A 20,116-nucleotide genomic window follows, 5' to 3' on the forward strand; every position below is an offset into this window, starting at 1 on the left:
CGATGAGCCAGGCGGCACAGAACCTGAACTGGTTGATCACCAACTTCGTGGACAACACCCCCGGGGTGTCCCACACGGTGGTGGTCTCCGCCGACGGCCTGCTGCTCGCGATGTCCGACGGATTCCCCCGCGACCGCGCCGACCAGCTCGCCGCCGTCGCCTCCGGGTTGACGTCGCTCACCGCCGGGGCCTCCCGCATCTTCGAGGGCGGCTCGGTCAACCAGACCGTGGTGGAGATGGAGCGCGGCTTCCTCTTCATCATGTCCGTCTCCGACGGATCCTCCCTGGCCGTACTCGCCCACCCCGAGTGCGACATCGGCCTCGTCGGCTACGAAATGGCCCTGCTCGTCGACCGGGCGGGGACGGTACTGACCCCGGACCTGCGTGCGGAACTCCAGGGCAGCCTGCTCAACTGACCAGAACGACCAGCGTGACTCAGATGACGTGAAGGGCGGCGGTCGGACCGCGCAGCCGTAGCAGGAGGAGGACTCGTGAGCACGTCCCCCGGTGGTGACCCGTACGGCAGCCCGCACCAGCCGCCCCTCAATCCGTACAGCTTCCCCTCGGCGCCCGCTCCGCGGCCCGAGCCCCAGCCGCAGCAGTACCGGCAGCCCCGGCACAGCGGCGGCCCGGGCGGCAACCGGAGCGGTGGCGGCGGCGCGGAGCGGCGGCCCCCCACCCCGTCCGGCCTCGTCCGCCCCTACGCCATGACCGGCGGCCGTACCAGGCCGCGTTACCAGCTCGCCATAGAGGCGCTGGTCAGTACGACCGCCGACCCCGAGCGACTGCGCGGGCAGTTGCCGGAACACCAGCGGATCTGCCTGCTGTGCCGGGAGATCAAGTCGATCGCGGAGATCTCCGCGCTGCTGTCGATCCCGCTCGGTGTGGTCCGGATCCTCGTGGCCGACCTGGCCGAGGCCGGGCTGGTCCAGATCCACCAGCCGGGCGGCGACGAGTCCGCGGGCGGACAGCCGGCCGTGACATTGCTTGAAAGGGTGCTCAGTGGACTTCGGAAGCTCTAACGATCCGGTCCGCCGGTCGACCACGTCTGCGAAGATCGTGGTGGCCGGCGGATTCGGCGTGGGCAAGACCACGTTCGTCGGGGCCGTGTCGGAGATCAATCCGTTGCGCACCGAGGCCGTGATGACGTCCGCGTCGGCGGGGATCGACGATCTGACGCACGCGCCGGACAAGACCACGACGACCGTGGCGATGGACTTCGGCCGTATCACGCTCGACGAGGACCTGATCCTCTATCTGTTCGGCACCCCCGGGCAGGATCGTTTCTGGTTCATGTGGGACGACCTGGTGCGCGGCGCGATCGGCGCGATCGTGCTGGTCGACACGCGGCGGCTGGCCGACTGCTTCCCGGCCGTGGACTACTTCGAGAACAGCGGCCTGCCGTTCGTCATCGCCCTCAACGGCTTCGACGGCCACCAGCCCTACGGTCCCGAGGAGGTCCGCGAGGCCCTCCAGATCGGCCCCGAGGCACCCATCATCACCACCGACGCCCGGCACCGGCCCGAGGCCAAGAGCGCGCTCATCACCCTGGTCGAGCACGCGCTGATGGCCCGCCTCCGGTAGGGCCCGCAGGACGCGCGAAGGGCCCCGCACCGTGTCGGTGCGGGGCCCTTCGTCGTGCGTACGCGGCGCCCGGGGCGCGGGCGGTCAGCCCTGCCAGGAGTGCGGCGCCCGGAAGCCCGGGGTGCGCTCCAGACGGCGCCAGGCGGCCGTGGAGCGGCGCGGGCGCTCGGCGCCCTCCTCCGGCTCCCCGGCGGCGGCGCGCGCCAGCAGGATGGCGGTCAGCGCCGCCAGTTCCTCGGCGTCGGCGTGCCCCTTCTCGACACGCACCAGGGAATCAACGGGAGTGCTCATGACGATCTCCTAGGCCAGTGGGGTCGGGGGTTACTGCGGGGGGTTGCCGTGCTTGCGCGACGGCAGGTCGGCGTGCTTGGTGCGCAGCATCGCGAGCGAGCTGATCAGCACCGCGCGGGTGTCGGCGGGGTCGATGACGTCGTCCACGAGGCCGCGCTCGGCCGCGTAGTACGGGTGCATCAGCTCGGCCTTGTACTCCTTGACCATGCGGGTGCGCATCGCCTCGGGGTCGTCGGCGTCGGCGATCTGCCGCCGGAAGATGACGTTGGCGGCGCCCTCGGCGCCCATCACCGCGATCTCGTTCGTCGGCCACGCGTAGGTGAGGTCGGCGCCGATGGACTGCGAGTCCATGACGATGTACGCGCCGCCGTACGCCTTGCGCAGGATGATCGAGATGCGCGGCACGGTGGCGTTGCAGTACGCGTACAGCAGCTTCGCGCCGTGCCGGATGATGCCGCCGTGCTCCTGGGAGACGCCGGGCAGGAAGCCGGGGACGTCCAGCAGGGTGACCAGCGGGATGTTGAAGGCGTCGCACATCTGGACGAAGCGGGCGGCCTTCTCGGACGCCTCGATGTCCAGCACACCGGCCAGCGACATCGGCTGGTTGGCGATGATGCCGACCACCTGGCCGTCGAGCCGGGACAGCGCGCAGATGATGTTGGTGGCCCAGCGCTCGTGGACCTCCAGGTACTCGCCCTCGTCGACGATCTCCTCGATGACCTTGCGCATGTCGTAGCCGCGGCTGCCGTCGGCGGGCACCAGGTCGAGCAGCACGTCGCCGCGCCGGTCCACCGGGTCCTGGCTCTCGACCGCGGGCGGGTTCTCCCGGTTGTTCTGCGGGAGCAGCGACAGCAGGTAGCGGACCTCTTCGAGGCAGGTCTGCTCGTCGTCGTAGGCGAAGTGCGAGACGCCGGAGACCTCGGAGTGGACGTCGGCGCCGCCGAGTCCGTTCTGGGTGATCTTCTCGCCGGTCACGGCCTGGACGACGTCCGGGCCCGTGATGAACATCTGCGAGGTCTCGCGGACCATGAACACGAAGTCGGTCAGCGCCGGGCTGTACGCCGCGCCGCCCGCGCACGGGCCGAGCATCACCGAGATCTGCGGGATGACGCCGGAGGCGCGGGTGTTGCGCTGGAAGATGCCGCCGTATCCGGCGAGCGCGGAGACGCCCTCCTGGATGCGGGCGCCGGCGCCGTCGTTGAGCGAGATCAGCGGGGCACCGGCCGAGATGGCCATGTCCATGATCTTGTGGATCTTCGTGGCGTGCGCCTCGCCGAGCGCGCCGCCGAAGATCCGGAAGTCGTGGGCGTAGACGAAGACGGTACGGCCGTGGACGGTGCCCCAGCCGGTGATGACACCGTCGGTGTACGGGCGCTTGGCCTCCAGGCCGAAGCCGACCGCACGGTGCCGCCGCAGCGGCTCCACCTCGCGGAAGCTGTCCTCGTCGAGCAGCAGATCGATCCGCTCGCGCGCGGTGAGCTTGCCCTTGGCCTTCTGGGCCTCGGTCGCGCGCTCACTGGGTCCGCGCCGGACCTGCTCGCGGATCGCGAGCAGATCTGCCACGCGACCGCGGGCGTCGTTGACGTCCGCAGGCACCTCTTGCGATGTGGTCATGCATCGACGGTACGGGCGGGCGGTGGAGAAAGGACCATCGACTTCGTACAGTGTCCGTCCACTCTTCATGGTGGATCCCCACAGAACCGCACGCGGGCGGGGCCGTGCCGGTGACGGCCGCGGCCCCGCGTGCGATGCGTCTTTGCCCGTCCTTGACGGGCTCCGCGGTCAGCGCCCGGCGACCGCCGCGGCCAGCGCGAGGACCCGGCGGGCCTCCTCCACGTGCAGGTTCTCGATCATCCTGCCGTCCACGGTGACCACTCCGCGCCCCTGTGACGTGGCCTCTTCGAAGGCGGCGATGATCCGGCGGGACCTTTCGACCTCCTCCTCGGCGGGCGCGAAGATCCGGTTGCAGGGCTCGATCTGGCCGGGGTGGATCAGCGTCTTGCCGTCGAAGCCGAACTGGCGGGCCTGTAGGGTCTCCGCCTCGAAGCCCGCCGTATCGCGCACGTCGTTGTAGACACCGTCCAACACGGCCCGGCCGGTGGCGCGGGCGGCGAGCAGCGCGAGCGACAGGCCGGTGAGCAGCGGCGCCCGGCCCGGTACGTGCTCGGCGCGCAGCTCCTTCACCAGGTCGTTGGTGCCGAGGACGAGGACGGTCAGGCGCGGGGACGCCTCGGCGATGGCGGTGGCGGCGAAGAGCGCCTTCGGCGTCTCGATCATCGCCCAGATCGCGGTGGTGTCCGGCGCCCCGGCCTTCTCCAGGGCCGCCTCCACCTCGCGGACGGTCTCCGGGGTGTCCACCTTGGGCACGACGACGCCGGCCGGGCCCGCTTCGGCGGCGGCGCGTACGTCGTCGGCGTGCCAGGGGGTGCCGGGCGCGTTGACCCGGATGGTCACCTCGCGGTAGCCGTACTCGCCGCTCGCGGCCGCCGCCGCGACCCGGTCGCGGGCCTCGGGCTTGGCGTCGGGCGCGACGGAGTCCTCCAGGTCGAGGATGAGCGCGTCGGTGGGGAGGGTCTTGGCCTTCTCCAGGGCGCGCTCGTTGGCGCCGGGCATGTAGAGGACGGAGCGGCGGGGGGTTTCGGGGTTCATCGGTCGTCCTCCTTCGCGGCGGCGGCCTTCTCGGCGGCCGCGTACGCCTCGGCCAGTTCCGGGTCGCGGGCGGCGAGCGCGTCGGCCAGATCCGACACCACCTGGCACTGCTTGTACGTGGCGTCGTCCTGCATCTTGCCGTCGATCATCACCGCGCCCGTGCCGTCGCCCATCGCGGCGATCACCCGGCGCGCCCAGGCCACGTCCTCCGGGGCGGGCGAGAAGACCCTCTTCGCGATGGCGATCTGCACCGGGTGCAGCGACCAGGCGCCGACGCAGCCCAGCAGGAAGGCGTTGCGGAACTGGTCCTCGCACGCCACGACGTCCTTGATGTCCCCGAACGGCCCGTAGTACGGCAGGATGCCGTGCGCCGCGCAGGCGTCGACCATCCTCGCGATCGTGTAGTGCCACAGGTCCTGCTGGTACGTGGCGCGCGGCGCGTCCTCCGCCGTGGGGTCCTGGCGCACCAGGTAGCCGGGGTGGCCGCCGCCGACCCGGGTCGTCTTCATCCGCCGGCTGGCGGCGAGGTCGGCCGGGCCGAGCGAGAGGCCCTGCATACGGGGGCTGGCGCCCGCGATCTCCTCGACGTTCGCGACGCCCGTCGCCGTCTCCAGGATCGCGTGCACCAGGATCGGCCGGGTGATCCCCGCCTTGGCCTCCAGCTGCGCGAGCAGCCGGTCCACGTAGTGGATGTCCTCGGCGCCCTCGACCTTCGGCACCATGATCACGTCGAGCTTGTCGCCGATCTCGGTGACCAGTGTCAGCAGGTCGTCCAGCGCCCACGGCGAGTCCAGGCTGTTGACCCGGGTCCACAGCTGCGTCCCGCCGAAGTCCGTCGCCTTCGCGATCGCCACCAGGCCCGCGCGCGCGGCCTCCTTGCGGTCCGCCTGGACCGCGTCCTCCAGATTGCCCAGCAGCACATCGACCTGCGGTGCCAGCGACGGCACCTTCGCGGCCATCTTCTCGTTGCCGGGATCAAAGAAGTGGATCATCCGCGAGGGCCGGAACGGCACCTCCCGCACGGGAGCCGGAGCCCCCACAGCCAGCGGACGGAAGAAGTCCTTCGCCGAGCGCATGCTTTTCTCCCGGGTGGTCGGTCGAGGGTGTGTGCTCCGCACGGATGAGCCCGCACCGGCCCATCCGTACGGCGCTCACTTTATGACGTCGGCTCACTCGTTGTTACCCGACAGTACGTGTGCCGTCGGTCACGGGACCCGCGTGAACCTCGTGCGATATACTTTTCACCCGAGGTGATATCAAAGGAGGCACATCGATGAGCCGGACTGTGATCGACCTGGACGACGAGCTGCTCGCCGATGTGGCCCAGGCCCTCGGCACGGGCACGAAGAGGGAGACCGTCAACACCGCGCTTCGTGAGGTGCTGGAGAACCGGAGACGGGCGCTCGCCCTGACGCGGTTGCGCGCCCAGGCAGCCGAGGGTGCGTTCGACCTGGAGATCTTCGAGGACAAGAGGAACTATCGCCGGTGAGCGCGGCCCAATTCCTGATCGACACCAGCGCCTTGGCGCGGCTGATGCGCGGCGAGGCGGAGCAGTTCGGCTGGGATCAGGCCGCAGCGGCCGGACTGATCGCCACCTGTCCCATCACCGAGCTGGAGTTCTTCTACAGCGCCCGCTCAGCCGCGGACCGGGCTCGGAACATCGCGGACATCCGGTTGCTGTTCGGCTGGGTACCGGTGGACGACCGGGCGTACGACCGCGCTTGGCAGGTCCAGGGAATCCTCACGGAACGCGGCCAGCACCGCAGTGCCGGCGCCGTGGACCTGGTGGTTGCCGCCACGGCGGAACTGCAAGGTCTCACCTTGCTGCACCGTGACCGGGACTTCGAGTGCGTCGCGGCCGTGACCGGCCAGGCACTCCAGTGGTACGGGCCGCCCGCCGGGAAATGAGCCGCCCCGGACGCTGGGCTCACACCACGAACAGTCATCGTTTCTCCGCGTCAGGGTCCGGGCTCAGCAGGGCCGCCGCGAGGCCCGCGTCGACGTCGAGGACCACGTCCTCCGTGAGGGCGGCGTGGCGGGAGTGGAGGAGGACTTCGGTGAGGCCCGCCTCGATGTCGAGGACGACGGCGAGGCCGTCGAGGGCGCGGGCGTGGGCGGCGATCAGCCACGCGTCGTGGTGGTGTTCGGCGGTCACCGGTCGTCGTCCTTCCGTGCGGCGAGGTAGTGGACGGCGGCGAGCCGCGCCTTCTTGAGGCTGGCGCGCACGGCTTCCGGAGTCATGGAGAGCTGCTCGGCGATCTCGGTCGGCGTGTAGCCGTCCAACGTCCAGGCGAGGACCTGCCGTTGGCGCGGGGGCAGGCTCCGCAGGAGGGCGAGCGTCACGTGCTGGTCCTCCCAATCGGCGTACGCGTCCGGACGCGGGAGGAGCGAGGTGGGTTCGGGCACGTCGTCCACCGGGTCCTCCAGGACGGAGGCCGTCTTGCGGGCGAGCGCGCGGGCGGCGACCGTGCGGACGTACGCGCGCGGCGCACGGATCGTGGCCCAGTAGCGGTGCGCCTGGATCATCGCTTCCTGCGCCATGTCGGCGGCGACGGCGAGCGTGGCGCCGTGGTGCAGCAGGAAGACGACGAGGGCGCGCACCTCGGCGCGGTAGAAGGCCGAGAACTCCTCGTCCACGGTGCCGCGTACGAACGCGCCGGTGCCGGTCTCCCCCGCCCCCGGTAAGTGCTGTGCCGACGTGGTGGCCGGCGGATCGTGATCCATCACGTGATCCCGTTGTCCTCTCCCCCGCCGGTGCGGGTGATCGTGAGGCGGAGGCGGTGACCGCCGCCGCGCTCGTCCTCCAGCTCCAGCCTGTCGCCCGCCCCGACGCCCTTCACGACGTCGGCGAGATACGCGGCGCGCGCCTGCTCGTACCGGCCGCGCCAGCGCAGCCGCAGCCAATGCCCCAGCAGGGCACAGCCCTTGGCCGCGATCGCCGAGATGACGGTGACCGTGAGCGTCGCCCGGTCCATGCTGCTCCTCTCCCCCGAGTGCGGTCCGTCGTTTCGGCGCCGCTACAGGGGAAGAGGCGCGGGGAGGGACCCCGCGTGAACTCGTACAGCTGGAATGTACGAGCCCGACAGGGGTGGGGCGGGTTTGAGCCGGACATAGAGATCACATGTCCTACGGAAAGCGACCGCGGAAGAACTCAGCGTGGCGCGTCATCGGTGCCATGGTCGGGCAGTTCCGGCGTGCGGCCGGGATGTCGCAGCAACGCCTGGCCGACGAACTCAACCTCAGCGTCGATCAGATCGCGTCGATCGAGCAGGGCCGCAGGCCGCTGAGCCTGCGGCTGGCGCGGGACATGGACCCGTTACTGCGGACCAGTCAGACGCTGGAGGTCGCGGTCGCGGAGGTCCCGCAGGCCGAGCGCTATCCGCTGTTCGCGCAGGACTACATGGAGGAGGAGCCGCAGGCCCTGTCGCTGATGTCGTATCAGAACCAGGTCGTGCCGGGCCTGCTCCAGATCGAGGAGTACGCGCGGGCGGTGTTCAACCAGGTGTATCCGGCGCTCCGTCAGGACGAGATGGAGGAGCGGGTCAGGGACCGGCTGGTCCGGATGAAGGTCTTCGACCGCGCGCCGTCGCCGCCCAACATGACGTACATCATCGAGGAGTCGATCCTGCGGCGGCCGATCGGCGGGCGGGCGGTGCTGCACCGCCAGGTCCAACACCTGCGCTCGATGGCCGAGTTGCCGTTCGTGACCATCCAGATCATGCCGACCGAGTGCGAGTTCCACGCGGGGCTGGACGGCACCATGGTGCTGCTGGAGACGCCCGCCCATGAGCACTTGGCGTATATCGAGGGGCAGCGCGTCAGCGTCCTGGTCGATGATCCGGATGAAGTCAGTTTGCTCCAGCAGAAATATGGGATGCTGCGTTCACAGGCCCTCACTCCCGAGGAGAGCAAGCGCCTGTTGGACGATCTGCTAGGAGAACGATGAACCACGCAGCACGGCAGCAGCCCTCCGCCGACCTCGTCTGGTTCAAGTCCAGCTTCAGCGGAAGCGAAGGCGGGGACTGCGTCGAGATCGCGTGCGACTGGCGGAAGTCCTCGTACAGCGCCGACGAAGGCGGCAACTGCGTCGAGGTCGCGGCTCATCCGCAGGCGGTCCACATCCGGGACTCCAAGGACCCCGAGGGTCCGGCTCTCACCGTTTCGCCCGCCGCGTGGGCGGACTTCGTGGCGTACGCCGCCCGCGCGGCTGTCTGAACCGGGCGGGCGTCGCGCCTAGGGTGGCGGGATGTTCAAGAGGAAGCGCGTCAAGGCAGAGGACGAGTGGCAAGGCACCGTCGTGCACAAGCGCCGGGCCATGCCGGACGGTTCGATGATGCTCTACTTCGTCAAGGTGGAGCTGGCCGACGGCGAGACCAGGAAGTTCCGTATCAAGAAGGACCTCTGGGCCTCGCTCGAGGTCGGCGACCGGCTGGTGAAGCGGGCCGGGGAGCCGGAACCCGTCAAGCAGTAGCGGCGGTGGCGAAGGTCAGGCCGAGGAGGCGCTCGCTGAGCGTCCAGAGGCGGTCGGCGGTGTCCGGGTCGACGGCGTACCGCTGCACGCCGTAGAGGCGGCGGCTCTGGGCCATGGAGGTGCGGCCGGTGAGGTCGGGGCCGTACGGCGCGATGTCGCAGTTCTCGCAGTAGACGCCGCCGTGGCCGTCGAGCGCCGGGCCGGTGGCGGCCCAGACGATGGTCGCGGCGCCCTGCTCGGGCGTCTTCAGGCCGCGCGCCGGGTCGAGGACGGGCGTGCCGTCCTCCGTGAGCATCCCGGCGCCCTTGAGCATCCGCGGATCGACGTGCTTCTCCAGGCCGGTGCCGGCGATGCTGCCCGGGTGGAGGGAGAAGGCGCGCACCCCGCTGTCCCGGCCGCGCGCGTCGAGGGCGAGCGCGAAGAGGATGTTGGCGGTCTTGGACCGGCCGTATCCGACCCAGGGGTCGTACGCGCCGCGCTCGAAGTGCGGGTCGTCGAGGTCGACCGGTGAGTAGCGGTGGCCGAGGGAGGACACCTGGACCACGCGGGCGCCGTGGGCGGCGACGAGCGCGGGCCAGAGGCGGGCGGTGAGCTGGAAGTGGCCGAGGTGGTTCGTCGCGAACTGGGACTCGAAGCCGCGGGCGTCGCGGGTCAGCGGCGCGGCCATGATGCCCGCGCTGTTCACGAGCAGGTGGAGCGGGTCGCCGGTGGCCAGGAAACGGTCGGCGAAGGCGTCGATCGAGGCCGGGTCGAGCAGGTCCATCGGCCACACCTGGAGCCGGTCGGCGTCCCCGATCCCGTCGAGCGCCTTCTCGGCGCGGGCGGTGTCGCGGGCGGGGACGATCACGCGGGCGCCGGCGGCGAGGAACGTACGGACGGTTTCGCGGCCGAGGCCGGAGTAGCCGCCGGTCACGACGGCGGTGCGCCCGGTCAGGTCGATGCCGGCGATGACCTCGGCGGTGGTGGAGGCGGCTCCGAAACCGGAGCCGAGGGGCTGCTGGGGTGTGCTGGGCGTATACAACGGGACCTCGCCTGGCGTGCGGAAATCGGCTAAACGGAGATATCTCCGTCTTCGTTTTCGACGGTACCGGAGAGGTGTCCGGTTAGCAAACGGCGGGGTGCGGGACGCCCTCGCGTCCCGCACCCCGCCGTTCGCCGCGCCGTCCCCTCAGTGGCGGCCGGGCCGCTTGGTCCAGACGCGGGTCAGGACGCCGAGGCCGACCAGGAGGGACGCCGCGAGGGCCAGCCACATCGCCGGGTAGTCGAAGCCGGTCGCGGCGAGCGGCTTGCCGCCGGGTGACGCGGTCGCGGACGGTCCGGCCGAGGGCCCGCCGGTCGGCGGCTCGGGCGTCGTGGTGGCGGTCGGCGGGGCCGTGGTCGGGGGGGCCGTGGTCGGGGGCGCGGTGGTCGGCTCACCGGACGGCGGGGCCGTCGGAGGGGTCGTCGGCGGCGTGGTGGGGGGCGTGGTGGGGGGCGTGGTCGGCGGCACGGTCGGGACGTCCGTGCCGCAGTCCGGATCGGTGCCGCCCGCCGGGCAGTTGGAGCCGTCCGGGCCGACGACCGTATTGGTCAGGGTGCCGTCGCCCGTCACCGGGTCGTCGACGGTGACGGAGTACGTGATCGTCGCCGTCGCGCCCGGGGCCAGGTCGCCGGTCCAGGTCAGCTTCGGCTCGTCGTAGGTGACGGTGCCGACGCCGCCGGAGTCGGCGTCGCCGTTGTACGAGGCGTCGTCCAGGACGCCGGCGAGGTCGTCCGTGATCGTCGCCGCGTCGGCCGTGACCGTACCCGCGTTCCGTACCGTCACCGTGTAGTGGACGGTGTCGCCGGGCGCGACCGGGCCCGTCGCGTCCGAGGTCTTGGTGATCGCCAGGTGGTGGTCCGGCTTGGCCACGTCGACCGCGGCGGAGGACTCGTTGGACGGGACGTTCGCGCCGCCGGTGCTCCTGCCGTTCGCGGTGGCCGTGTTGACGTGCTGCCCGGCGTTGGCGTCCGCGCCCGTGATCACGTACGAGCCCGTGCACTCCATCGACGCGGTCGGCGTGCCCATCGGGCCGAGCGTCGTGCTCGGGCACTGGATGTTCGTGATGTCGGGGTCGGTGACGGCCACGTCGTGCAGGGTGTCGGCGGAGGTGTTGGTGACCAGGAAGCGGTAGTCGACGGTGTCGCCGACCGCGTACTCCGTTCCGCCGCCGGGCGGCGAACTCGCCACCGTCTTCACGAGGTTGAGCGTGCTCAGCGGGTCCACCGAACTGCCGGTCAGGCCCCGGATCAGGTGCACGTCCGTGCCGCCGCCGGTCGAACCGGAGAAGCCGAATTTGTACGTGGGCGGCGCCGGGACCTTCATCCGGTACGACAGCACCGTCCGGAAGCCCTTGCCGTCGTTGAAGTCGATCTCGACAGTGACGAGCGGGAGCGGCTCGGGGCTGACGGTGAGGCGTACGGTCCGCTTGGCCTGGAGCGGGTCGGCGCCCGGAAAGCGCAGGGCGCCGGGGAGGGTCGTCGTGTAGCCCGACTGGTTGTTGGCGTCCGGGGTAATCGTCGCGGCGAGGAAGCAGTAGCCGTCGATGCCCTGGCCGGGGCCGCGCAGCGCCACCGTGTTCGGCACCTGCGCGTCGCCGTTGACCGGGGACTTCTGGTCCGCCGGGCAGTTCAGGCCGCGCTGCTCGCCGTCGTTGACGAAGTTGCCGTACGCGTCCAGGCCGATGCCCAGGTAGCCGCCGTCGACGCCGGGGTCCAGATTGCGCTGCGCGTAGCCGAGGGAGCCGCCGTCGCCGCCCGCGCTCGTCAGGTCCGTCGAGCCGTCCACCAGGAAGAAGCCGATGCCGTCGGCGCCGGTGCCGCCGTACTGGTACTGCTCGAAGGTCACCTGGAGGCCGCCGTTGCCCGGCAGCGGGCGGTTGTAGAGCAGCCCGCCCTTGTGGAAGTTGCCCGAGTCCGTCAACTGGAGCCAGCCCGGTGTCACTCCCGGTGCCGGCACCGGGCCCGCCGTCTGGCCGGGGTCCGTGCACGGGCCCGTCGTCGATGCCCCGGCCGGCGGCGGGCCGCTCGCACCCGTCAGGCACGCGCTGTTCAGCGGCTGGAAGCCGGGGTCCGCGATCGAGCTTCCGGTGAACGGCTCGTTCAGCAGCTCCGACCCCCGCCCCGCCCTCGGCAGGGATGCCGCCGCACCGCCCTCCTGCCCCGCGGGCAGCACACACAGAGCGACGGCCAGCGCGACCCCGCATCTCGCCGTCACACGACGGCGGCGGTGGCGGTGACGGCTGGCGGCGGCACGACGAACCCAGGAGCGCATTCCGTGACGCTAAGTCACATAATCGCCCCACTCGCCCACCCCTTCGGGGACACGCGGCCCCATTCCCCGGATGGCCGACGCGCCGTCCGCGAGGGAGCGGGCTAGGCCGTGCCCGGCCAGCGCATGGAGAGGTCGGGTTCCTTCTCCATGTTGCGGGAGCCGTCGTTGGTGTCGACCAGGGTGAAGCCGTGGCGCTCGTAGAAGGCGCGGGCGTCGGTGTTGCGCTGGAAGGCGAAGAGGGTGAGGCCGGTGGGGCTGTGGGCCTTGGCGCGGGCCAGCAGCGCGGTGCCGATGCCGCGGCGGCGGACGTCCGCGAGGAGGTAGAGGGCGTCGAGGACACCGTCCTCGACCGCCGCGTAACCCACGACCCGGCCGTCCTCCTCGGCCACCCACACCGCCGACCCCGGCAGCACCACCTCCCGCACCCACGCCTCCACTTCGGCGTCACTCCGCCTGCGCGGCGGCAGGTAAGGCATCGTCACCTCGCGCGAGGTGACATGCACATACGCGATCCCGGCGGCATCCCCGGGCCCGGCCTCTCTGATCAGGGTCACGCGCGCGACCCTACGGCGGGGGCGGTGGCGGGTTCGAGCGAATTACGGCTGCGGGCCGGGGCCGCCGCCCGGGATGACGAGGCCGGATTCGTAGGCCGTGACCACGGCTTGGGTGCGGTCGCGGAGGCCGAGTTCGAGGAGGATGCGGCTGACGTGGGTCTTGACGGTTTCCTCGGTGATGTGGAGGCGGAGGGCGACCTCCGGGTTGGACAGGCCCTCGGCGATGTGGCGGAGGACTTCGGTTTCGCGGGGGGTGAGGGCGGCCAGCGACGGGGGGCGCCGGGGCTGGTGGCGGCGAATTCGCCGATCAGGCGGCGGGTGACGGTGGGGGCGAGCAGTGCCTGGCCGTCGGCGACGACGCGGACGGCGTCGAAGAGGCGCTCGGCGGTGGCGTCCTTGAGGAGGAAGCCGCTGGCGCCCGCGCGCAACGCCTCGTAGACGTACTCGTCGAGGTCGAAAGTGGTGAGGATGAGGACGCGCGGCCCGTCGGGAGAGGTGATGCGGCGGGTGGGCGTTACAGCGCCGTCGCCGTACGGACCAGGGCCGCGACCGCGGCGGAGCGGCTCTGCGGGGGCCAGGCGATGACCGTGGTGACCTTGGGGGCGTCGGGGACCGGGATGGCCATGAGGTCGTCGCGGAGCTGGGACTCGCAGGAGGCGGGGAGGACGGCGGCGGCGCGGCCGAGGGCGATCAGCTGGAAGAGCTGGGCGTGGTCGCGGACCTGGGGGCCGGGGCCGTCCGGGCAGCTGCCGTCGATGGCGGGCCAGCGCGGCAGCGGGAGGCCGGGGAGGGCGGACGCCTCGGCGAGGTCGACGTGGGAGCGGCCGGTGAGGGAGTGACCGGCCGGCAGGACGAGGACCTGGCCCTCGGTGGAGAGTTCCTCGTAGTCGAGACCCGAGGTCGCGTCGAACGGCTTGTGCAGCAGGGCGACATCGGCCCGCCCGTCGCGCAGCAGGCGTTCCTGCTGGCCGACCCCGCACAGGATGACGTCGACGGTGACGGCGTCGGGCAGCGCCGCGTAGGCGTCGAGCAGCTTGGCGAGCACCTCGCCGGACGCCCCGGCCTTGGCGGCGAGCGCGACGCCCGGGCCGTCGGCGGAGGCGCGGCGGGTGCGGCGCTCGGCGGCCTCGACCGCGTAGAGCGCCGCCCGCCCCTCGCGCAGCAGGACGGTCCCGGCCTCGGTGAGCCGGACCGACCGGCTGGTGCGCTCCAGCAGTTCCGTGCCCAGCCGCCGCTCCAACTGGCGGATCGCCCGGGACAGCGGCGGCTGCGCGATACCGAGCCGCTCCGCCGCCCGCCCGAAGTGGAGTTCCTCCGCGACGGCGACGAAATACCGCAGCTCCCGTGTTTCCATGCCCCTTACGGTACGCGGCGCGACCCACGATCGATACCCGCCCGGTATCGCCGCCCACCCGATCGGTCTTGGACCCGCCCCGGCACCGCGCCGCACGCTGGACGTATGAGCACTGGCAACGAAAAGACCGTCGCGCTGGTCACCGGCGCGAACAAGGGCATCGGCTACGAGATCGCCGCCGGCCTCGGCGCCCTCGGCTGGCGGGTGGGCGTCGGCGCCCGCGACGAGCAGCGCCGCGAGGCCGCCGTCGAGAAGCTGCGGGCGGCCGGGGCCGACGCCTTCGGCGTACCGCTGGACGTCACGGACGACGCGAGCGTCACGGCCGCCGCCGCGCTGATCGAGGAGAGCGAGGGCCGCCTCGACGTCCTCGTCAACAACGCGGCCATCACCGGCAGCGCCCCGCAGGCGCCCACCGAGGTCGACCCGGCCACGGTGCTGGCCGCCGTGCAGACCAATGTCATCGGCGTCATCCGCGTCACCAACGCGCTGCTGCCGCTGCTGCGCCGCTCGCCGTCCCCGCGGATCGTGAACATGTCGAGCAGCGTCGGTTCGCTCACCCTCCAGACCCGGCCCGGCGCCGAGACCGGGCCGATCTCCGCCGCGTACGCGCCGTCGAAGTCGTTCCTCAACGCCGTGACCGTGCAGTACGCCAAGGAGCTGGCCGACACCCCGATCCTGATCAACGCCGCCTGCCCCGGCTATGTCGCGACCGACCTCAACGGTTTCCGCGGCACCCGCACCCCGCAGCAAGGCGCGGCGATCGCGGTCAGGCTCGCGGACCTGCCCGACGACGGCCCGACCGGTGCCTTCTTCGACGACGCGGGCCCGGTGCCGTGGTGAGGCACGCGTGATCGCCTGAGACAGACCGGGAGAGCGGCTCCCCGGCAAGGGGGTCGCTCCCGTGGGGGACGCCCCGGCCCCCGCCCCCTTCGTAGCGTGAGCGCCATGAGAGCTGCGGCGGGGATCGAGGTGCGCGGACTGCGCAAGCGGTACGGCGGGACCGTGGCGCTGGACGGGATGACGTTCGGCGTACGGCCGGGGGAAGTGACCGGCTTCGTGGGGCCGAACGGGGCCGGGAAGTCGACCACCATGCGGGTCGTGCTCGGCCTGGACACGCCCGACGAGGGCACGGCGCTGATCGGCGGCGAACCGTACGCCCGGCTGCGCGAGCCGCTGCGGCACGTCGGGGCGGTGCTGGACGCGGGCGCGCTCCAGCCGAGCCGCCGGGCCCGCGACCATCTGCTCTGGCTGGCCCACTCGCAGGGCCTCGGCACCCGCCGGGTGGACGAGGTGATCGAGCGTACGGGTCTGGCGTCGGCGGTACGGCGCCGGGCCGCGGGCTTCTCGCTCGGCATGCGGCAGCGCCTCGGCATCGCGGCGGCGCTGCTGGGCGATCCGCCGGTGCTGATGCTGGACGAGCCGTTCAACGGTCTCGACCCGGAGGGCATCGCGTGGATGCGCGGCTTCCTCGTCTCCCTTGCGGCGCAAGGCCGTTCGGTGCTGCTGTCGAGCCATCTGATGAGCGAGTTGCAGGACACGGCCGACCATCTCGTGGTGGTCGGCCGCGGCCGGGTCATCGCGGACACCAGCGTCGAGGAGCTGATTGGTGCCGCCTCCGGCGACCGGGTGACGCTGCGGACGACGGCGCGTTCCGAGGCGATGACGGTGCTGGCGCGGGCCGGGGCGACGGTCGCGGTCATCGACCGCGGCACCCTCACCGTCTCCGGCCTGACGTCCGAGGCCGTGGTGCGGCTGCTCGGCGCGGACGGGGTGGCCTTCTCCGAAGTGACGGCGCACCGGGCGGCGTTGGAGGAGGCGTACATGGAACTCACCCGGGACGCGGTGGAGTTCCGGGCCTCCGACGGTCGTGACGAGCCGGGCCGCACGGGCGAGGAGGCGGACCGGTGAGCGCCGGACACGCGACGCGCTTCAGGCGTCAACTCCGCGCCGAATAGACCAAATTCCGTACCGTACGGGGCTGGGTGCTCAGGCGCCGAAAGACACCGGAAGGCACCGTTCATCATCTGCCGGTCGGGCTAGAGCGCGGGGAGCCGCAGCGGGCCGCGGCCCTCGCGGACGTCGCGCAGGATCTCCGGGGTGCCGACGAGGGCGCCGTCGAGATCCGTCGTCACGCGCAGCGCGTGCTTGCCGAGGAAGACCGGGCCGGGTTCGGGCTCGTCGCGGTAGACGACGAAGCCGGTGAGGCGGTCGACGCGGCCGGGCAGCAGACGCCAGACGCCGCCCGCCGAGCACACGGTCGCCGAAGGATCGGCCCCGGCCAGCCACGCGGCGGCACTCGCCTCGACGGCGGCGGCGTAGCGCTGCCGGTCCTCGAAGGGCCGTACCAGGGTCAAGTGGCCGGTGCCGGGCAGCAGTTGGCCGTCGCGCCACTCGAACCACGCCCGGTGGTACGGGCGTCCGCCCGAGAGCGCGGCCAGCCGGCGCCGTGCCGTCAGCCGCAGCAGCGTGGGCGCCCCGGGGTCGCGGTCCGGCAGCCGCGCGGCCACCTCGGGGTGCGCGATCAGCACCGTCGTGGGGGCGCCGTACTCCCGGCGGGCGAGGCAGCGGGCGACGCTGTCGAGGAGTCCGGCCACCGTCTCGTTGGCGACGTCGGCGGCGATCCACGGCTCGGCGACGAGCCGGTCCAGGGCGAGGACATCGTGACCGCCGTCCGCGAAGGCGTCGTGGAGGTCGCGCCACCGCTCCGCGGCGGCCAGCCCGTCGGCCACGGCCTTCGCCAACTCCCCCTGGCCAGGCGGCTCCCGGTCCACCCGTACGCGGACGGCGGCGTCCGGGTCGTCCGTCACCCGGAAGGTGACCTCGGCGCCGGCGGCCGCCGGGAACAGGGGGCGCGCCCGGCACACGGCGAGCCGTCCCGGCAGGTCGCGTTCGGCCGCCGCCGCGGCCAGCGCCCGCTGCCGCCGCGTACCGAGCCGCCCGGTCAGCGCGGCGACCAGCATCACGAACCACATCATGTCCCCCACCGCCCTTCGCCCCGAGGCTATGCGCCCCGGGGCGAAGGGTCCTGAGCACGCGTACTCATTCCGCCGGGGCGGAAGGGGGGTTCAGCAGCCGCCGCAGGAGTAGAAGAGGGCGTCCCAGTGGTTGCCCTCGTCCGCGTAGATGTTGCCGGAGGCGGCCTGCCACTGCGGGTAGCCGTCGCCGCGCAGGCCGATGTAGGTGAAGGCGTTGTGGACGTAGTTGGTGATGCAGGTGTTCTTGCCGAAGTCGAGCTTGTAGCCGTTCCAGTGCGAGTAGGTGCCGCTGGCGTGGCCGGTCTCGGTGCCGCCGGTGATGTTGAGGGCGCAGCCGCTGGCGTGCTTGAGGGTGACGGCGCCCTGCGCGGTGGCGAGGTTGAGCTGGTCGAAGGAGGTGCACGTGGAGTTGTTGCGGTTGGAACAGCCGCCGGACGACGACCAGGTGATGCCCGCCGCGCTGAACATGCTGGTGGCCTGCGCGTGCGTGAGCTTGGTGACGGCGTACGCGTCGGTCGAGGTCGCCAGGCCGATGCCGGGGGCGAACATCGCGGTGAGGGCGAGGACGAGGACGCTGATCACGGTCCTGGCGCGCGGCCGGAGAGTCCCGAGGAGACGTGCGGGATTGCTCATGCGGTTTCCTCCTGCTGTTTCCGCTGGGGTGGGGGGTGTGCAGGTGGCGCAGGAGGAGTGTGCCCGAGGTCTACGCGCGTCCGCCAGGGTCCGCACATGAACGGTCCCGGCCGGAATCCCCAGGGAGGGAATCCGGCCGGGACGGTACGGACGGCTCGGGCGCGGGCGGACCCCGCTACTCCGGCTGTTTCTGCTACTCCTGCTGCTCCGGCTGTTCCTGCGGCTCCAGGCCCGCGCGCAACAGCCCGTACGCGTACGCGTCGTCGAGTGCCTGCCAGGAGGCGGCGATGACATTGTCGGCGACGCCGACGGTGGACCACTCGACGCTGCCGTCGGTGGTGGTGATCAGCACGCGCGTGGTGGAGTCGGTGCCCGAACGGCCTTCGAGGATACGGACCTTGTAGTCGACCAGCGCGAAGGCGGCCAGTTGCGGGTAGATCCGGCCGAGGGCGGAGAGCAGGGCGCGGTCCAGGGCGTTGACCGGGCCATTGCCCTCGGCGGTGGCGACGATCCGCTCGCCCTTCGCCCACATCTTCACCGTCGCCTCGTTGGCGTGGCTGCCGTCGGGGCGGTCCTCGGTGATCACCCGCCAGGACTCGGTGCGGAAGAAGCGGCGCGGGCCGCCGGGCTCGCCGCGCTGCAGCTCCTCGCGCAGCAGCAGCGCGAAGGAGGCGTCGGCGGCCTCGTACGTGTAGCCCTTCAGCTCGCGCTCCTTGACCCGCGCGACGACCCGGCCGACCAGTTCGCGGTCGCCGCCGAGGTCGATGCCCAGCTCCTTGCCCTTCAGTTCGATCGAGGCGCGGCCGGCCATGTCGGAGACCAGCATCCGCATGGTGTTGCCGACGAGTTCGGGGTCGATGTGCTGGTACAGGTCGGGGTCGACCTTGATCGCGGAGGCGTGCAGGCCGGCCTTGTGCGCGAAGGCGGAGACGCCCACGTACGGCTGGTGGGTGGAGGGCGGCAGATTGACGACCTCGGCGATGGCGTGCGAGATCCGGGTCATCTCGCCGAGCGCGCCGGGCGGCAGGACGCTGCGGCCGTGCTTCAGCTCCAGGGCGGCGACCACCGGGAAGAGGTTGGAGTTGCCGACGCGCTCGCCGTAGCCGTTGGCGGTGCACTGGACGTGGGTGGCGCCGGCGTCCACGGCGGCGAGGGTGTTGGCGACGGCGCAGCCGGTGTCGTCCTGGGCGTGGATGCCCAGACGGGCGCCGGTGTCGGCCAGGACGAGGCCGGTGACGGCCTGGACCTGCGCGGGCAGCATCCCGCCGTTGGTGTCGCACAGCACGACGACCGAGGCGCCGGCTTCGTGCGCGGCCCGGACGACGGCGGTGGCGTAGGCGGCGTTGGCCTTGTAGCCGTCGAAGAAGTGCTCGCAGTCGACGAAGACGCGGCGGCCCTGGGCGACGAGGTGGGAGACGGTGTCGCGCACCATCTCCAGGTTCTCCTCCAAGGTGGTGCGCAGCGCCAGTTCGACATGGCGGTCGTGGGACTTGGCGACCAGGGTGATCACCGGGGCGCCGGACTCCAGCAGCGCTTTGACCTGCGGGTCCTCGGCGGCGCTCGCGTTCGGGCGGCGGGTGGCGCCGAAGGCCACCAGCGTGGCGTGCTTCAGCTCCAGCTCGGTGGCGGCCCGGGCGAAGAACTCGGTGTCGCGCGGGTTGGCGCCGGGCCAACCGCCCTCGATGAAGCCCACCCCGAAGTCGTCCAGGTGCCGGGCGATCGTCAGCTTGTCGGCGACGGTGAGGTTGATCCCCTCGCGCTGGGCGCCGTCGCGCAGCGTGGTGTCGAAGACGTGGAAGCTGTCGTCCAGTTCGGCGGTCATGGCTGTCGTAACTCCTGTCGGGTGGGTGGGTTCCGTCCCGGATCGGTTCCGATTACCGGAGGATCCGGCTCCACTTGCCCCCATCCTCCCTCGCGCCCCGCTGCCCGGCGCGGGTGGGCCGGGAAACGAAAAAACCCCTCGCGGATGCGAGAGGTCTGCACGCGGGTCTGGGACACCGTGACGTTCCACTGGGGTCAGTGGAAGGGTCACTGCGGACCGGCGTGCCTGGGGCCAATAATCATGCTGGCGTACGAGGACACGGTGGCATTCTGCCACAGCGCGACCGGGCCTGGACCCGAGTCTCACCATCCGGTCAGGATGCCCGGACCCCTACCCGCACCTCTGCGGAAGAGGGTGCCCCTTCAGGGGCGCGGGGAACTGCGCGCTCAGGCCGCGCGGGGCTGCTGCTACAAACCGCCCCCAGCGGGGCAGACGCTGTTGTTTCGCGACCACCGGCCGGTGGGGGCTGGTCGCGCAGTTCCCCGGGGGGA

24 protein-coding genes and 1 pseudogene are annotated in these 20,116 nt (G+C 71.8%); 10 read left to right on the top strand and 15 right to left on the bottom strand.

Translation table 11 applies throughout. The annotated features are described in order from the left end of the window. The first annotated feature begins 2 nt into the window (after positions 1 to 2). The 3 genes from BM076_RS25720 to BM076_RS25730 all read left to right on the top strand — a co-directional run bounded on the left by BM076_RS25720 (position 3) and on the right by BM076_RS25730 (position 1,584). Positions 3 to 416 (top strand): roadblock/LC7 domain-containing protein, encoded by a 414-nt coding sequence (locus BM076_RS25720; RefSeq protein ID WP_033173109.1) that lies wholly within the window; start codon positions 3 to 5, stop codon positions 414 to 416. A 75-nt stretch (positions 417 to 491) separates the two neighbouring features. Then, complete coding sequence (locus tag BM076_RS25725; RefSeq protein ID WP_093716079.1) at positions 492 to 1,022, top strand: DUF742 domain-containing protein; 531 nt, start codon at positions 492 to 494, stop codon at positions 1,020 to 1,022. Further along, entirely contained in the window at positions 1,003 to 1,584 is a 582-nt protein-coding gene (locus BM076_RS25730; RefSeq protein WP_093716080.1) for a GTP-binding protein, read from the top strand. Before BM076_RS25725 ends, BM076_RS25730 begins: the two co-directional genes overlap by 20 nt. A gap of 84 nt (positions 1,585 to 1,668) precedes the next feature. On the opposite strand, the gene BM076_RS25735 is transcribed toward BM076_RS25730, so the two are convergent. The 4 genes from BM076_RS25735 to BM076_RS25750 all read right to left on the bottom strand — a co-directional run bounded on the left by BM076_RS25735 (position 1,669) and on the right by BM076_RS25750 (position 5,600). Then, entirely contained in the window at positions 1,669 to 1,875 is a 207-nt protein-coding gene (locus BM076_RS25735; protein ID WP_093716081.1) for an acyl-CoA carboxylase epsilon subunit, read from the bottom strand. A gap of 30 nt (positions 1,876 to 1,905) precedes the next feature. Continuing rightward, positions 1,906 to 3,489 carry an acyl-CoA carboxylase subunit beta gene (locus BM076_RS25740; protein ID WP_093716082.1) on the bottom strand — a complete coding sequence of 528 codons (1,584 nt, stop codon included), beginning with the start codon at positions 3,487 to 3,489 and terminating at the stop codon, positions 1,906 to 1,908. A gap of 168 nt (positions 3,490 to 3,657) precedes the next feature. After that, entirely contained in the window at positions 3,658 to 4,524 is an 867-nt protein-coding gene (locus BM076_RS25745) for an HpcH/HpaI aldolase/citrate lyase family protein (protein WP_093716083.1), read from the bottom strand. Continuing rightward, on the bottom strand, positions 4,521 to 5,600 hold the full coding sequence (locus BM076_RS25750) for an HpcH/HpaI aldolase/citrate lyase family protein (RefSeq protein ID WP_093716084.1): 1,080 nt from the start codon (positions 5,598 to 5,600) through the stop codon (positions 4,521 to 4,523). Before BM076_RS25750 ends, BM076_RS25745 begins: the two co-directional genes overlap by 4 nt. Positions 5,601 to 5,797: 197 nt before the next feature. Here BM076_RS25750 and BM076_RS25755 point away from each other — a divergent pair, with 197 nt between their 5' ends. Beyond that, entirely contained in the window at positions 5,798 to 6,013 is a 216-nt protein-coding gene (locus BM076_RS25755; protein ID WP_093716085.1) for a type II toxin-antitoxin system VapB family antitoxin, read from the top strand. Continuing rightward, positions 6,010 to 6,432, top strand: a complete 423-nt coding sequence (locus BM076_RS25760; protein WP_093716086.1) for a PIN domain nuclease — start codon at positions 6,010 to 6,012, stop codon at positions 6,430 to 6,432. The genes BM076_RS25755 and BM076_RS25760 overlap by 4 nt, the downstream gene beginning before the upstream one ends. Before the next feature lie 34 nt (positions 6,433 to 6,466). Here the strand turns inward: BM076_RS25760 and BM076_RS25765 are convergent, their stop codons facing one another. The 3 genes from BM076_RS25765 to BM076_RS25775 are packed head-to-tail and all read right to left on the bottom strand — an operon-like array spanning position 6,467 to position 7,499. Further along, positions 6,467 to 6,679: a hypothetical protein gene (locus BM076_RS25765; RefSeq protein WP_093716087.1), complete on the bottom strand. Its 213-nt coding sequence runs from the start codon at positions 6,677 to 6,679 to the stop codon at positions 6,467 to 6,469. Continuing rightward, the gene (locus BM076_RS25770; protein WP_093716088.1) at positions 6,676 to 7,248 is read right to left on the bottom strand and encodes an RNA polymerase sigma factor; all 573 of its coding nucleotides are present in this window, start codon (positions 7,246 to 7,248) and stop codon (positions 6,676 to 6,678) included. The genes BM076_RS25765 and BM076_RS25770 overlap by 4 nt, the downstream gene beginning before the upstream one ends. Beyond that, the gene (locus BM076_RS25775; protein WP_093716089.1) at positions 7,248 to 7,499 is read right to left on the bottom strand and encodes a hypothetical protein; all 252 of its coding nucleotides are present in this window, start codon (positions 7,497 to 7,499) and stop codon (positions 7,248 to 7,250) included. The genes BM076_RS25770 and BM076_RS25775 overlap by 1 nt, the downstream gene beginning before the upstream one ends. 200 nt (positions 7,500 to 7,699) lie before the next feature. On the opposite strand from BM076_RS25775, the gene BM076_RS25780 reads away from it, so the two are divergent. The 3 genes from BM076_RS25780 to BM076_RS25790 are packed head-to-tail and all read left to right on the top strand — an operon-like array spanning position 7,700 to position 8,995. Next, the gene (locus BM076_RS25780; RefSeq protein ID WP_322936254.1) at positions 7,700 to 8,470 is read left to right on the top strand and encodes a helix-turn-helix domain-containing protein; all 771 of its coding nucleotides are present in this window, start codon (positions 7,700 to 7,702) and stop codon (positions 8,468 to 8,470) included. Then, positions 8,467 to 8,739 carry a DUF397 domain-containing protein gene (locus BM076_RS25785; protein ID WP_093716091.1) on the top strand — a complete coding sequence of 91 codons (273 nt, stop codon included), beginning with the start codon at positions 8,467 to 8,469 and terminating at the stop codon, positions 8,737 to 8,739. The genes BM076_RS25780 and BM076_RS25785 overlap by 4 nt, the downstream gene beginning before the upstream one ends. A 31-nt stretch (positions 8,740 to 8,770) precedes the next feature. Further along, the gene (locus BM076_RS25790) at positions 8,771 to 8,995 is read left to right on the top strand and encodes a DUF7489 domain-containing protein (RefSeq protein WP_093716092.1); all 225 of its coding nucleotides are present in this window, start codon (positions 8,771 to 8,773) and stop codon (positions 8,993 to 8,995) included. Here the strand turns inward: BM076_RS25790 and BM076_RS25795 are convergent. From BM076_RS25795 to BM076_RS25815, 5 genes and pseudogenes are all read right to left on the bottom strand, one after another. Then, complete coding sequence (locus BM076_RS25795) at positions 8,985 to 10,016, bottom strand: SDR family NAD(P)-dependent oxidoreductase (protein ID WP_093716093.1); 1,032 nt, start codon at positions 10,014 to 10,016, stop codon at positions 8,985 to 8,987. The genes BM076_RS25790 and BM076_RS25795 overlap by 11 nt on opposite strands. 147 nt (positions 10,017 to 10,163) lie before the next feature. Then, the gene (locus BM076_RS35795; protein ID WP_177246611.1) at positions 10,164 to 12,230 is read right to left on the bottom strand and encodes a DUF7507 domain-containing protein; all 2,067 of its coding nucleotides are present in this window, start codon (positions 12,228 to 12,230) and stop codon (positions 10,164 to 10,166) included. Between the two features lie 158 nt (positions 12,231 to 12,388). Next, positions 12,389 to 12,841 (bottom strand): GNAT family N-acetyltransferase, encoded by a 453-nt coding sequence (locus BM076_RS25805; protein WP_245796363.1) that lies wholly within the window; start codon positions 12,839 to 12,841, stop codon positions 12,389 to 12,391. A 42-nt stretch (positions 12,842 to 12,883) separates the two neighbouring features. Beyond that, positions 12,884 to 13,332: pseudogene (locus tag BM076_RS37095) on the bottom strand (LuxR C-terminal-related transcriptional regulator); the annotation flags it as partial. Between the two features lie 23 nt (positions 13,333 to 13,355). Continuing rightward, entirely contained in the window at positions 13,356 to 14,195 is an 840-nt protein-coding gene (locus tag BM076_RS25815; protein WP_093716094.1) for a LysR family transcriptional regulator, read from the bottom strand. A 105-nt stretch (positions 14,196 to 14,300) separates the two neighbouring features. Here BM076_RS25815 and BM076_RS25820 point away from each other — a divergent pair, with 105 nt between their 5' ends. Further along, a complete protein-coding gene (locus BM076_RS25820; RefSeq protein WP_093716095.1) occupies positions 14,301 to 15,035 on the top strand; it encodes an SDR family oxidoreductase in 735 nt (244 codons plus the stop codon). Between the two features lie 105 nt (positions 15,036 to 15,140). After that, positions 15,141 to 16,103: an ABC transporter ATP-binding protein gene (locus BM076_RS25825; RefSeq protein ID WP_093716096.1), complete on the top strand. Its 963-nt coding sequence runs from the start codon at positions 15,141 to 15,143 to the stop codon at positions 16,101 to 16,103. A gap of 128 nt (positions 16,104 to 16,231) precedes the next feature. Here BM076_RS25825 and BM076_RS25830 read toward each other — a convergent pair whose 3' ends face one another. The 3 genes from BM076_RS25830 to cimA all read right to left on the bottom strand — a co-directional run bounded on the left by BM076_RS25830 (position 16,232) and on the right by cimA (position 19,625). Further along, the gene (locus BM076_RS25830; RefSeq protein WP_093716097.1) at positions 16,232 to 17,170 is read right to left on the bottom strand and encodes a hypothetical protein; all 939 of its coding nucleotides are present in this window, start codon (positions 17,168 to 17,170) and stop codon (positions 16,232 to 16,234) included. A gap of 90 nt (positions 17,171 to 17,260) precedes the next feature. Continuing rightward, positions 17,261 to 17,719: a hypothetical protein gene (locus BM076_RS25835; RefSeq protein ID WP_245796383.1), complete on the bottom strand. Its 459-nt coding sequence runs from the start codon at positions 17,717 to 17,719 to the stop codon at positions 17,261 to 17,263. A 277-nt stretch (positions 17,720 to 17,996) separates the two neighbouring features. Then, a complete protein-coding gene (cimA, locus tag BM076_RS25840; RefSeq protein WP_093716099.1) occupies positions 17,997 to 19,625 on the bottom strand; it encodes a citramalate synthase in 1,629 nt (542 codons plus the stop codon). Positions 19,626 to 20,116 lie beyond the last annotated feature (491 nt).

Source organism: Actinacidiphila alni (assembly GCF_900112845.1).
Classification (GTDB): domain Bacteria; phylum Actinomycetota; class Actinomycetes; order Streptomycetales; family Streptomycetaceae; genus Actinacidiphila; species Actinacidiphila alni.